Origin of the sequence: Mesorhizobium sp. B2-1-3 (genome assembly GCF_006442495.1) — a bacterium.
Taxonomy (GTDB): domain Bacteria; phylum Pseudomonadota; class Alphaproteobacteria; order Rhizobiales; family Rhizobiaceae; genus Mesorhizobium.
The window spans coordinates 85,957-98,650 of the sequence record NZ_VFWL01000018.1; the positions used below are offsets into that span (position 1 = coordinate 85,957).

Here is a 12,694-nt window from a genome sequence, read left to right on the forward strand (position 1 = left end):
GGCGCGCAAAACGAAACGATTGATCCATGCATCACCGGAATTCAACCAGCCGCCTTTTCTGCAAGCTGTCTCTTCGGCCTTCGCCTGCGTCAGAGACCGACCATCCGCCTGACATCGTGAGCCGACACGCCCGCTTCGCGCAAGACGGCAAGGCCGGTGTCCTTCAGGCTTTTCGACAGCTTGCGCCCGTCGGGTCCCAGGATCAGCCGGTGATGGAAATAGGCTGGCTGCGGCAGGCCAAGCAGTTCCTGAAGCAGCCGCTGTACCCCGGTGGCGGAATAAAGATCCTGGCCGCGCACGACATGGCTGACGCCCTGCAGCGCATCGTCGACGACGACGGCGAGATGATAGCTGGTCGGGATTTCGCGGCGCGCCACGATCACGTCGCCCCAATCGCGCGGGCGGGCCTCGACGACGCGCGTCGCGGAAAGCGATTCGTCTGAAAATTCGTTCCATGACAAATCCTTGCCGACGCGTGCCATCGCCGCATCGACATCCAGCCGCCAGGCGAAGGGAGCGCCCTCGGCAATGCGGCGCCGGCGTTCCTTCGCCGGCAGAGCCTTGTCGACGGCGGGATAGACCGGCACGCCGTCGGGATCGCGCGGCCAGTCGCGCTTTTCGCTCTCGGTGATGAAAGCCCGGATCTCGCTTCTGCTCATGAAGGCGGGATAGACAAGGTCCTCCCGGATCAGCCGGTCAAGCACCGTCTCATAACAGGCGAAGTGCTCGGATTGCCGTCGTACAGGCTGTTCCCAGGCAAGACCGAGCCATCTCAGATCGGTAAAAATGCCCGCCTCGAATTCCGGCGAGCAGCGCGTGGTGTCGATATCCTCGATGCGCAGCAGCAGGCGGCCGCCGACCGCTCGCGCCAGTTTCTGGTTGAGCAGCGCCGAAAAGGCATGGCCGAGATGCAGTTCGCCATTGGGACTGGGCGCGAAACGGAATGTCAGGAGTGTCATCTCTTGAGCGGCAATCGGGTTGTGCGGCGGTTTTGCCAATTGCTACCGTGCGGCCGGTTCAGGAACAAGAAAGCATGCAACGTATCGCCACATTGGACGACATCGCCCGGGGACTCGACGCGCTTTGCGCGATCGACCCAAGGCTGGAAAAGATCCGCGGCATGGCGGGCGAGGTGCCGCTACGGCTGTCCCAACCGGGATTCTCGAGCCTTGCCTCGATTATCGTCTCGCAGCAGGTGTCGCGCGCCAGCGCCGATGCGATCTTCGGCCGGCTGACGAAACTGGTCGACCCGTTGACGCCGCTGGCGATCCTTGCCGCCGGCGAGGACATGTTTCGCGAGGCGGGCCTGTCGCGACCCAAGCAACGCGGCCTCCTCGCCGCCGCCCAGGCGGTGGCGGACGGCCTCGATCTTCATCATTTGTGTTCGCTTGACGCCGGCGAGGCAATCACGACCATGACGGCCGTGCCCGGTATCGGTCCGTGGACGGCGCAGGTGTATCTGCTGTTCGCCGCAGGCCATCCCGACATCTTCCCGGCGCGCGATGTCGCGCTCCAGACCGCCGTCGGCCATGCGCTCGGCATCGACCCGCGTCCGCAGGAGAAAACACTGATCCAACTCGCCGAATCATGGAGCCCATGGAGAGGTGTCGCATCGCGGCTTTTCTGGTCCTATTATCGCGAATTGAAGGGCAGGGATGCCGCACCCCCGGCCTGAAAGCGCGAAAAAGCATCAAAATCTCGTTTTTTTGTGCCTTCGGACGCGTGACAATCCGCTTCACATCCCTGTCATGTCGGGCTTACAGTATCCGCGCCATTCAGGTTAGAGAACCAAGGAGGCCAACGACGTGACGGTTGCCGTATCTCCGGATGGGCTTCCAGCGCTGGTGCTGAATGCGGATTACCGTCCGCTCAGCTATTACCCCCTGTCGCTCTGGTCGTGGCAGGACGCCATCAAGGCGGTGTTCCTCGAACGGGTGAACATCGTCGCCGAATACGAGCACGCGGTGTCCTCGCCGACCTTCTCGATGAAGCTGCCGAGCGTCGTCAGCCTGAAGGCCTATGTGAAGCCGTCGCGGCATCCCGCCTTCACACGCTTCAATGTCTTCCTGCGTGACCGCTTCCAGTGCCAATATTGCGGCACGCCCGACGATCTGACCTTCGATCACGTCATCCCCCGCCACCGCGGGGGTGCTACGACGTGGGAGAATGTCGTGGCCGCCTGTTCCCCCTGCAATCTCAGGAAAGGCGGCATGATGCCTGCGCATGCCAAGATGTGGCCGTTGCAGAAGCCCTACCAGCCGACGGTGCACGACCTGCACAATAATGGCCGTCTGTTCCCGCCCAACCATCTGCATGAAAGCTGGATGGATTATCTGTACTGGGATGTCGAACTCGAACCCTGAGAGCGTCCGACAATTCGGGACGCTGGCCGTCTGAAGCGATTGTCTCCATGATAGTCTGACATACCCTGATATCGGACCAGCTCGGCCGCGCTCACTTATCAGCGGCTTCGCGTTTTGAGGACCGGCTTCCCCCACTCCGTCGCTGCTTCGCAGCGCCACCTCTCCCCCCTCCGGAGGGAGAGGAAAGGAGCCTGAGGCAATAGGTTCGCGCCATTCCTCTCCCCCGTCGATCGGGGGAGAGGTGGCTCGGCGAAGCCGAGACGGAGTGGGGGTCGACCTGGCTCGGACGTCGAGAGCCGCGCTATCCGACTCGGCCCGCCGGATTTCTGCTCGAACTCTTGTCGTGCCGTTCGGTTGAACGGACTCAGTCGCGCGAAAGAGCGCTGCGGAAGGCCACGGCCGCGAGGACAAGGCTGGCGATGGCGTTCCAGCCGGCGAGCGACAGGCCGAGGATGCGAAGCGCGGCCTTGTCGCAGGAGGGGGGCACGAATTTGTCGAGCGCGTCGAGCACGCCTTTGCCGCCGGTGTCGACCGGGCCTCCGCCCGCGGTGCAATCGGCCGGGCCCTGCCACCAGGCCCACTCCACGCCGGCGTGATAGATGCCGAGATACAGCCCATAGAGCATCAGCAGGCCGCCGATGGCCAGCAAGCCGCGCACCACCCATGCCGGCGCGTGCAGCGCCGATGCAAGCAGCGCCAGCAGCATCAGCGGCACGCCGATATAGTAGGGCGTGCGCTGTTCCAGGCAGAGATGGCAAGGGATGTAGCCGCCAATGTACTGGAAGGCGAGCGCGGAGCCGACAGTGGCGGCCATGGCTACGGCAAGGAACAGGGCCGTCATGGTCCGCTGGCGTCCGGTGTTGGCAGTCATGGTCGCAGTCATGGGGTCTTTCGTCCGTTGTGTTCGCCGCTCGCCCGGTCTTGTGGTCCATGTCGCCACGCCGCCGCGCGGTTTGGGCGACATGAATCAGAAGGCGTATTTGACCAGGATATAGAGCAAAATCAGGGCGGCTGCCGCCGCACCCGCGATCAGGCCGAGGCGCTTTTCGATGAACTCGCGGATCGGCTCGCCATAGCGGCGCAGCAGCCAGGCCAGAAGCAGGAAGCGCCCGCCGCGCGCCACGATTGCCAGCGCGATGAACAGCAAAAGATTGACGCCGATGACCCCCGAAAGGATCGTCACCACCTTGATCGGCGGCAGATGGGCGGCGCCCGAGGTGATCAGCATCAAGATGATGAAGCCGATGCCCGAAGAGACGCGCAGCGCCTCGAACTCGTCATACTTGCCGTAGAATTCGAGGATGGGCCGCGCCAGCGCGTCGTAGGCGTAGTGGCCGATGAACCAGCCGGCGATGCCGCCCAGCACGGAGGCGACGGTGGCGATCAGCGCATAGCGATAGGCGCGATCAGGCCGCGACAGTGCCATCGGCAGATAGAGCACGTCGGCCGGCACCAGGAACACGGAACTCTCGACGAAGGCGATGAAGGCCAGCCACCATTCGGCGGATTTGCGCGCCGCCAGCGACAAGGTCCAGTCGTACAGTCCGCGAAGCATCGGCTCTCCTAATGTCGTAAATGCCTACCGCACGGCGCCCACATGCACGGCGTGGCCGGCATAAGAGCAGGCAGAAAACCAGGGGCATGGATGAAACAGGTGCATGCGTGAAACCAAGACCCGAAGCGCGCCGCGTTCCTTCTTCCGGACGCCAGGCGCTTCGACACGACGTCTGTCTAGAAAGATTTTCCGCGCCGCACAATGGCAGTGCCCGCAGGAAACCGAAAGGGGCGGTTTGGTCGCGGCTCCGCAGGCTATCGGCAACAGGCCAGTTGACGAACAGGCCTCCAACCGTATAGTCCGCGCCATCCAGGCCGCCCGGCCTGAGCCCCTATGGCGGAATTGGTAGACGCGCTCGACTCAAAATCGAGTTCCGCAAGGAGTGCTGGTTCGATCCCGGCTAGGGGCACCACTGGACCTTCTTCGGGCCAGGAAATTCAACAGCATCAAGGGCTTAGAAGTCCCCTGAGGTACAACATTTGGTACCGAAAGAGGGACGGTTATGGTCAACGTGACGATGAAGTATCTGCAGGAGCGACAGGGCAAGAAGCGCGGGACGCTCTCATACCGATACCGCCGCCCGGTGCCTGGGGCGCTCAAGGAGCATCTCGGCAAGGGCGAGTTGGTCGTGCCGCTGGGCAAGACGCTTGTCGCCGCCACGAAGGCTTACGGAAAGGTCGACAAGGAAGTTGAGAAGGCGCTGGCCGAAGCGTGGGATGTGGTGAACGGCAAGGCCAAGCCCCCCAAGGCCCAGCCGGTGAAGACGGCGCGAGAGCTATTCAACGACGCGATTGATCGGGCACGGGACCTCGGCATCAACCCGTATCGTCATGAAAACGACGACAGCGAGGAGGGCGACGACGAGGCGCGGCACCTGATTGCTGACGGCATCGCTGAGAAGTATCGCCCCGGTTACCGGGCAGCGGGCGGAGCCTATGCGACCGGCGTTGATGAGCCAGACGAGCCGGTAGGGGTGACGAAGGCTGACGCGGCATTGCTGCGGGTGCTGATGACGACAGACCCCAAGGCCCCTCCAGTGACCATCATGGACGCCAAGAAGCGTTACCTAGAGAACCGTTTTGCGCTGAGGCAGCCGGGCGAATTAGAGCGGAAGAAGGATGAGCAGCGCGCCGACAGGGCGGCGGACGCCATCGTCGAGGCGCTGGGCCGGATTGCCACGGTGACAAGCATCACGCGGGAAGAGGCCCGCAAGGTGCAAACCTATCTTAAAGGCAAGGTCTCAGCCGCGACCGTGGATCGCTATCTCAACGACATTCGTTCAATCATCAACCACGCCATTGCCGAGTTTCCCGATCTTCACGGGCTCAAGAACCATTTCACGGGGCTGCCTATCCTTGCGGGCGGACGCTGGGGCGGACCCACGGTAGAGGAGGAGGGCAGGCCACTGACGGTCGAGGAAGCGACGGCAATCCGTGACAGGATTGAGCGATTATCCAGACAACCCGACCTTATCCTTATCTGGCGGATGTTGGAGGGCACCGGGTGCCGCCTTGCTGAGGTGACCGGACTGCGGGTTGTTGACGTCGTGTCGGATGGCGACATGCGCTATCTCGACGTCAAGCCGCATGATCGGCGTGGGCTCAAGACTGTGGCATCAATCCGGAGGGTGCCGCTTGTGGGTGACGCGCTCGACGCGGCACGGGCTGCGCTCAAGCTGGTACGTGATAGCGACATGCTGTTCCCGCGCTATGGCGTGGAGGGTGGCAACACGGCTGCTTCGGCGGCGCTCATGAAGCACGTTAGAGAGATCACGCACGACAGGCTGGCGAGGGTGCATTCGTTGCGCCACAACATGGCCGACAAGCTCAAGACGGCTGGGGTCGAGGAAGCAGACCGGAACCTTGTTCTTGGTCACACGCTGGGCGGGGAGGGGAAACGTTATGGTGGCCCCGAGGCGCGGCTTGAGGTTGCTACGAGGGCGGTCAGGAAAGCCTTTGAAGCCATCACGCCGCCCGCCTCAGAGCTCAAAGAAGGCTGACGCTTTGGATGCCCGCGAGGAGCGCTATTTCGAGAGCGCGGCAAGGAATAGAAGCTCTTGCACCACAACTCGAATTTCAGGCAGCAACTGTTGCACGTCCGAAGCCTGAGCGATGAACCTGCGACTATGAGCGGACTTGTCACCGACGTCCTTGAGACGCGGCAGTGCTGCTTTGCAGTTTCGTCCGAGGTTCCACGTCTGCTCCTTCAACGTCTGCTCGATCATGTCACGAAGAAACAGGAAATCCCCGGATGGTCCCTTGATCCGATCAGCGATTTGGTGTGCCTCGAACGCTTCGATAATCAGGGTCTCAATTAGCCGCCTAATCATTACCGCGCTCGCGTCGTACCAACCATGCTCGTAAGTGCCGTTGATCTGGTTCGCCACCTTCTCGATGTAGCCCCGAGTGCCCCTGACAAGTGACATCGGCACGACAAGCTGGCGTTCTGACGGGAGCCCGGTCTCGGGCGGTCCCAAAACAGCGTCAATCTCGGTTTTAATGCCCTTCGCAAGCCGGATCGAATTGGTGACGTCGGCAGCCATTAAGAGCTAGTTCCGTATAGGTGCTTCGCCATACTCGAAAAGACCTTGTCGATCTGTTCGAGGGAGGCATCGGATGAGATGTGGACCTGAATGTCGATGTGAAGGGAGGGTGAAGCCGGGTTGGGCCGCTGAGGTTGCGCCGGGGCGGCAGAAGCAGGCTGGCGCTTTGCCGGTGTATCATGGCCGGGGGGGTCTTGAGGCTCAGCCGCGTCGTCAAAATCGGCCTCCTCAACGAGCGTTTTGAACGTGCTTACGGTCTTGGAGATTGCCTGCTTTCCCACCGACGAACGCGAGGCGAAGACATTTTCCAGTTCCGCATTGCTTCTTTTGTTGGCATCCGGGTAGACGGCAAATAGTTCGGAATAGCCCGACTTAATTCCTTCGCCCAAGACGGCGCGATGCTTAGATGTTCGGTACTCGGACCATCTGGGAGTAGGGACGCTTTGGCCGTCGATCATACCGGCTACGCGTAAGACGGGGACCAGCGTTCCATCATTGCTGGAAGTGAACCCAATTCCCTTCAGCCAGTTTACAGTAACCTTTGATGGAATGCCTGTTCCTCTGATTTTCATCAGAAGGGTTTTGATTTTTCCCGGTACTGTCGTGTAAACAATGTCAACCATTCATCCCTCCGTCCCATCCTGTTTTGCACAGTTGTCTTTGTTAACACAGAAGACTGCAAGCAGGGATGATCACAATCCCCTGGGAATGTTTGGAACAAAAATGTGAGCGGGTGATCGGATAACTGGCACGCGCGCCGACCCCCCGTACCCCTCTTCACTCACCACGCGCCACGTCATGGCGCACCAACCCCACACATTCTCCACGTTTGTCTGACAAACCGTGTAGGGTGATCCATGATTGATGACCCATGCCTCCACACTGTCCTAGCTGGCGTACTTCGCGGCACCCTTAGGGAAACCCGCGTGAACATGGTTCGAGCGCGCGCCGCTCTTACCGAAGCTCGCATGATCGTGAGGGACGACACTGCGCGCCGGCATCATGTCCGCCTAGGTCTCGCTCTAAAGGTGCCCTTCCATCGCCCCTGATCGGTCTCTAGCTCCGCGCGGCTGCCACGACTTAGAACGTGCCGTACACAAACCTATACGTTCGTGAACATGCCGCTTGACATGTGCACTAATCGTCTACTAAGTATCGTTCACCAACTGCCTAAGAGGATAGTGAACACCGTGATCATCGGCTACGCTCGCGTCTCGACCACTGGCCAAGACCTCGACACCCAGCTTGAGAAGCTGACGGCTGCCGGAGCCGAGAAGGTCTTTAGCGAGAAGCGGTCGGGATTGGACGAGACGCGACCCGAGCTTGAGAAGGCGCTGGAGTTCGCCCGCGAGGGTGACGTGTTCGTGGTGACCAAGGTGGACCGTCTGGCGAGATCAGCGGCGCACCTTCACCAAATCGTCAAGACGCTCGACAAGAAGGGCGTTGGGTTCAGGGTGCTGGACGACGCCTCGCTCGATACGACCACGCGGACGGGGAAGCTGGTGTTTGGCATCCTCGCCAGCATTGCCGAGTTTGAGACGGCGCTTCGCAAAGAGCGGCAGATGGAAGGCATCGCCAAGGCGAAGGCTCAAGCCGAGGCCAAGGGTGAGCCGTGGAAGACCGGCAGGCCCGTTACGCTCGACCATGAGCTGATCAAGGCCCTGAAGGCAGAGGGACGGTCTGTGAGGCAGATTGCTAAGGAGGCCGGGTGTTCACCCTCAGCGGTGCAGAAGGTCCTCACAGCGGCGGGAATGCCATTACCCCTTCCACTACATTAGAGACCGCTGAATAAGGTGACCACTGGCACCTACGAAGGCGAATAGGACCCCCACTGGCACCTACGCAGGGCGATAGCCCCACCCAATAGCACTACTGGGGCGAATAGGTTGCCCACTAGCTCTACGCAACGGCCCTGCCCCATCGGGCCTCCACTAGGTCTACGCAACGCAAGGCCATCGGGCCGAGCCCTCGCTCTTCTCCAAGATCGACCATCCTGTTGCAGACCCGACAGGCACCCCTGTTGCTCCTTCCGGGGGCGCTTAAAGGTGTCTCCGGGCGGTCGGTCTTGGTGAGGCGCGGAGGCTTCGCAGGCATCGCGGAATGTTCTGACGCGTGTCTGCCTATCCGTGCATTTCACGGTGGACAGGTTTGTCCTGAAGAGCACAACAGAAGGAGCAAGAATGAACGCTGGAGATCACCTCCAGGAATTGATGAGCCAATTCATAGGGCCAGCCCAAGGTCCCCGTGAGTTACGCCTTCAGGACATCGAAACGGTGCCCGAGTTGTTCCAGCCAAGGGGCGGGATCAGCGAACGGCACGTGTCGGACCTGATCAAGGCGATCAAGGCAGTTGGACCGCTCGACCCGGTGACCGTCATGATGGTCGGGAACAGGACCATTCTGATCGATGGACATCACCGGATCGAGGCATACAGGGCAGCCAAGTGGGCCACTCCGGTGCCCGTCAGGTACTTCGAGGGGACACCTGAGGAGGCCGTCTTGTTGGCTGGTGAGGCCAACTCTAAGGCCAAGCTGCCGATGGACAACACCGACCGGCAGAACTTCGCTTGGCGGCTGGTTCTCATTGACAGGCATAGTATCGCGAAGGTGGCGAGAGCGTCCGGTATTTCGGCGGCTCAGGTGACCATCATGCGGCGCGCTAAGCGGACCTTAGGCGAACAGGCGGGGGACCATGTGTCGTGGTTCCGGGCTCGCCTTGCAGCCAACGGCAAGGAATACGTCAACAGCGGAGATGACGACGAAAGGGACCAATGGATGCAACAGGTTGCTGACCGATACGCCGACGAGTTGACCAAGAAGTTCTCAACCAAGCTGGCACTCAATCCCGAGATCGCCGCCATGGCACTGGCGAGCTACTTTGGGCGGAAGCTCCCGGAGGTCTACGGGTTCCTTAGGGAGCATCTAGGCGAGGACGACAGAAGGGCCATTGAGGTCGAGAACGACGAGTTCTGAGGCCCCCACATCCCTAATCACTACGCTCCCTACTTTAGGGAGGCAGAGCGTTCCAGACCGGGGCGCTCTTTCCACATCAAGGCCCGAAAGGAGACGATGAGCCCAGATGAGAAAGCGCTGGTCACGCTGAGGGGGCCCGGATGGGACCCTAACGACCACGTTGACCGCTACGTTACCCATGAGGCCGTCACGATGTTCATGGCGCAATACCTCGACCGGCACCTAGACGGCACGCCCGTGACCGAACACCGGCCAACCTATCCATGGCAGGGCATGGTCAGCGAGACTGGCTCGTGCGTCTATTGCCCGACCGCGTTCCAGATCATGCAGGCGCATGACGACCCCGCAGGGCTGACCGATCGGGAAGTGCTGTTCTTGGTCATGACCTCGACCGAGGGCGAGAGCTACACCAAGGCGGATTGGCACGCGATGGTCGAAGGCAAGATTGCCGGGGCCAAGGTGCGCCAGGACGCGGACAAGCGCGGCAAGCGGCACAAGCTCGATCACGACGACAGGGCCGAGCGAGGAGGGCGGGAAAGGCTGACCCTCGACCACCTACCGGGCCAGCGGGTGATCCCCGACGAGGCCCTCTCACAGCGCGCCAAGATGCGCCGAACGAAATCACTGAAAGCAGCACAGGAGCGAAGGAAATTGAGACGAATGATAGCGCGGGGCATCGTGGTCCAGCCGAGCAAGGATGAGTGGCGGGCGATGAGCCCGACCGACGTCAAGCAATACCACCAGACGATTGACCGGCTGGTTGCCATGGGCACCCTCGACCCGTTCGCGGTGGACGAGATCGAGAACCCCGAAGGATCGCCGATTGCGTATCTCTACCGCATGGGTCGGATGACCGCCAAGGGTGACCGGGCATGACCCCGGATCAGATCAAGCGCCGGGACTGGGTTGCCACGTATCCGACGAGGGAGGCAGCCCTTGCCTTGGTCGAGTGGATCAAAGCCGACGACTGGGGGAGCGTCTCACAGCTTGACCGGCGATTGCCGGGAATTGGCATCGAATGGACCCAGAGCTTCAACACGGCAGCCGAGCGGTGCTTCGAGGTTTATGGCTATCCGGCTTTGGACGCGGTGACAGTCGCGAGGCGTATTGCCGAGGTCACGACGCGGCCCACAGTGCCACGCAGAGAGGCCACCGGAGGCAGCGGCGAGCTTCCGGGGTCGCCAACTACAGCCGCACCTAGCGCGCGTCCTTGGGGGCTCTGTGACGACACCTACGGGTTCACCCGCAGAGCCTGACACCAACACCTCCATGCAAAATGTGAGGGCCGCCAAGCCCTACCCGCACCCAGAGCAATGACGCACCGGGGCGGACAAGCACGACCAATTGAAGGAACGAACAACATGTATGACGACAACCCGAACAAATACCAGACCGATAACACGACCGTGGCGCAGGCCATGTTCCGGGCTCAAGAAGCACAGGCAGAAGCGGACAAGGCGAAGCAGCACGCTACGGCTGCCGAGGCCTCAGAGCGGGCCAAGAAGGAAGAGATTGACCGCGCTGTCGAACTCTCGATGTCCAAGTTCAACCAGCAGATCGCTGCGCAGCGCCTTGGCGTGCAGACCAACGCGGCGGTCCGCAGTCAGGACGTCGGGGCCTTGGTGACGAAGGAGGCCATCGAAAGCACGAAGGTACGCATACCGTCGCTTTCCAACTATGAGGTGAGCTACAGCCAAGCCAAGGACATGGCGGAGCTTGGGCAGATCAGCAAAGCCGAGTTCAACGCAGCGGTGGCTGAGGGCTTGGCTCAGCGGGGGTTCAGGGCACCTCCGTCTTTCTGAGCGCCGTAGCGGACAAGACAGCCGGGGCGGATAACGCCGCTCCGGTTCCGACTGCGGACAGCGACACCGACGAGGCTGACAAGGACGAGGTGATAGACCTCGACACCGCCGACCCTGCCGAGATCGAGGCGATTGCGGATAGGGCGATCACGGCGTTCAACGAGACAGTGGATCGTGACACGGCTGAACTGATAGTGGCCAAGTTCACCCTTGATGGGACACTCGACGCCAACGTCGTAGGGGTTGATCAGCAGACCCTCGACGCGACCGTGAAGGCATTCGAGAACCGCATGACGAGCGAATGCTTGGCCCCTGTCGGGCTCACCCTCAACGACTACCTCGATTGCTGTGACGAGGCCGACCTTCCGGCGATCCGCTCGCTGGTCGTTAAGGGTGATTGGAAGGCCATCGCAGAACATGCCCAGCGGATCAGAGCTGCGCTCAACAACGAAGGAGACGAATAACGACCTTTCTGCCCCCGATGCATCGCCCCAAGAGGTGTGTCGGGGGCGGGCTTTCGCGGTCCGAAATCGCTCCACTGGTGGGATGAAAATAACTGATTTGATCTGACAGACCGGGTCACGCTAACCCTGCCGCCGCCACGGCATGGGCCGGGGAAAGCGAGAGGGAACGGACCGAATGCACATCAATACCAAACGCCTTGAATTGGAACTGAGCCGCTACAGCCTGTTTGTGGGGATCATGATGCGGAAAGGCCGTTGGGAAACATTCCGCGACTGGTCGGGACAAGGTTTGTCGTCCACGTCTTGGACCGCGAAGGCTTGACGAGAGGTACGACGACAGCTACCCATTGAGGTACGACGCAACTTAGCAACCCCTCGGGGCGACTTCCCCTAAGTTGTTGAATTTTTGACTAAAGTCTGCGCCAAAATGCCCGGTTCGATTTAGTCAAACAGCCCCGGCTAGGGGCACCATTTCAGTCGCCGCTTCGATGCGTCTGCCGCTAATTCCCGATCGGCGTTTCGGCAAATGCGGATATGGTGTTCGAGTTTGTCGTGCGCCGTTTAAAGCCGATATCGCAAGAGCGACATCCGGGAGCGGCTCGCCGGGTGCAGGACTGCATCTTCGGCCTGTCCAATGCGGTAGCCGCTTTCACGCTTCAGGACCTATGTTGGCCGCCTGACCGTTCCTCGGTGTGGATATATCAGGGCTTGAGATTGCCCCTTGCATCAGTTGTTGCTTATTTATCTGAAAGGGAGGAACTCATGCCGATTCGTCAGAAAGCTCAGGAGGCTGGCGTCTTCGATTCCTCCGAAGTGGCCCTGCTTGGCCGCGTGTTCGACAGGCTGAAGCTCGACGCCCGATCGGCCCAGCAACGTGAAGCGATTTCATCCCGCATAATCGCGAATTACATGGCCGGGATCAGGGATGAGGACGAATTGGTTTCGGCATCCAGACAGCCGCTGGGACGCTAACGCAATTCTGGTGCAAGTCGCGTC

15 protein-coding genes and 1 tRNA gene are annotated in these 12,694 nt (G+C 61.1%); 11 read left to right on the plus strand and 5 right to left on the minus strand.

Translation table 11 applies throughout. The features are described from left to right. Positions 1 to 89: 89 nt before the first annotated feature. Complete coding sequence (gluQRS, locus tag FJ973_RS24750; protein WP_140558141.1) at positions 90 to 959, minus strand: tRNA glutamyl-Q(34) synthetase GluQRS; 870 nt, start codon at positions 957 to 959, stop codon at positions 90 to 92. A gap of 74 nt (positions 960 to 1,033) precedes the next feature. Here gluQRS and FJ973_RS24755 point away from each other — a divergent pair, with 74 nt between their 5' ends. Further along, positions 1,034 to 1,675: a DNA-3-methyladenine glycosylase gene (locus FJ973_RS24755; protein ID WP_140513859.1), complete on the plus strand. Its 642-nt coding sequence runs from the start codon at positions 1,034 to 1,036 to the stop codon at positions 1,673 to 1,675. 130 nt (positions 1,676 to 1,805) lie between these two features. Further along, positions 1,806 to 2,363: an HNH endonuclease gene (locus FJ973_RS24760; RefSeq protein ID WP_023677956.1), complete on the plus strand. Its 558-nt coding sequence runs from the start codon at positions 1,806 to 1,808 to the stop codon at positions 2,361 to 2,363. 364 nt (positions 2,364 to 2,727) lie between these two features. Here FJ973_RS24760 and FJ973_RS24770 read toward each other — a convergent pair whose 3' ends face one another. Then, entirely contained in the window at positions 2,728 to 3,246 is a 519-nt protein-coding gene (locus FJ973_RS24770; RefSeq protein WP_140513858.1) for a disulfide bond formation protein B, read from the minus strand. Between the two features lie 84 nt (positions 3,247 to 3,330). Then, positions 3,331 to 3,918, minus strand: coding sequence for a YqaA family protein (locus FJ973_RS24775; RefSeq protein WP_140500881.1), 588 nt, complete (start codon positions 3,916 to 3,918; stop codon positions 3,331 to 3,333). Between the two features lie 327 nt (positions 3,919 to 4,245). Here FJ973_RS24775 and FJ973_RS24780 point away from each other — a divergent pair. After that, a tRNA-Leu gene (locus FJ973_RS24780) sits at positions 4,246 to 4,330 on the plus strand. A gap of 90 nt (positions 4,331 to 4,420) precedes the next feature. After that, positions 4,421 to 5,917, plus strand: a complete 1,497-nt coding sequence (locus tag FJ973_RS24785) for a tyrosine-type recombinase/integrase (RefSeq protein ID WP_140558143.1) — start codon at positions 4,421 to 4,423, stop codon at positions 5,915 to 5,917. Positions 5,918 to 5,941: 24 nt separating this feature from the next. Here FJ973_RS24785 and FJ973_RS24790 read toward each other — a convergent pair whose 3' ends face one another. Together FJ973_RS24790 and FJ973_RS24795 are read right to left on the minus strand one after the other, a co-directional pair. Then, entirely contained in the window at positions 5,942 to 6,460 is a 519-nt protein-coding gene (locus FJ973_RS24790; protein ID WP_210240114.1) for a hypothetical protein, read from the minus strand. Then, the gene (locus tag FJ973_RS24795) at positions 6,460 to 7,083 is read right to left on the minus strand and encodes a DUF5343 domain-containing protein (protein ID WP_140558144.1); all 624 of its coding nucleotides are present in this window, start codon (positions 7,081 to 7,083) and stop codon (positions 6,460 to 6,462) included. The genes FJ973_RS24790 and FJ973_RS24795 overlap by 1 nt, the downstream gene beginning before the upstream one ends. A 567-nt stretch (positions 7,084 to 7,650) precedes the next feature. Here FJ973_RS24795 and FJ973_RS24800 point away from each other — a divergent pair. The 7 genes from FJ973_RS24800 (at position 7,651) to FJ973_RS31785 (ending at position 12,670) form a co-directional block, all read left to right on the plus strand. After that, the gene (locus tag FJ973_RS24800) at positions 7,651 to 8,238 is read left to right on the plus strand and encodes a recombinase family protein (protein WP_140558184.1); all 588 of its coding nucleotides are present in this window, start codon (positions 7,651 to 7,653) and stop codon (positions 8,236 to 8,238) included. 402 nt (positions 8,239 to 8,640) lie between these two features. Next, a complete protein-coding gene (locus FJ973_RS24805; RefSeq protein WP_140558146.1) occupies positions 8,641 to 9,432 on the plus strand; it encodes a ParB N-terminal domain-containing protein in 792 nt (263 codons plus the stop codon). Between the two features lie 96 nt (positions 9,433 to 9,528). Continuing rightward, positions 9,529 to 10,308 carry a hypothetical protein gene (locus tag FJ973_RS24810; RefSeq protein ID WP_140558147.1) on the plus strand — a complete coding sequence of 260 codons (780 nt, stop codon included), beginning with the start codon at positions 9,529 to 9,531 and terminating at the stop codon, positions 10,306 to 10,308. A 485-nt stretch (positions 10,309 to 10,793) separates the two neighbouring features. Continuing rightward, positions 10,794 to 11,234, plus strand: a complete 441-nt coding sequence (locus FJ973_RS24815) for a hypothetical protein (RefSeq protein ID WP_140558149.1) — start codon at positions 10,794 to 10,796, stop codon at positions 11,232 to 11,234. 89 nt (positions 11,235 to 11,323) lie between these two features. Next, positions 11,324 to 11,698, plus strand: coding sequence for a hypothetical protein (locus FJ973_RS24820; RefSeq protein ID WP_140558150.1), 375 nt, complete (start codon positions 11,324 to 11,326; stop codon positions 11,696 to 11,698). Between the two features lie 175 nt (positions 11,699 to 11,873). Continuing rightward, positions 11,874 to 12,020 (plus strand): hypothetical protein, encoded by a 147-nt coding sequence (locus FJ973_RS31030; RefSeq protein ID WP_181170953.1) that lies wholly within the window; start codon positions 11,874 to 11,876, stop codon positions 12,018 to 12,020. A 212-nt stretch (positions 12,021 to 12,232) separates the two neighbouring features. Beyond that, a complete protein-coding gene (locus FJ973_RS31785) occupies positions 12,233 to 12,670 on the plus strand; it encodes a hypothetical protein (protein ID WP_318013596.1) in 438 nt (145 codons plus the stop codon). Positions 12,671 to 12,694: the final 24 nt, after the last annotated feature.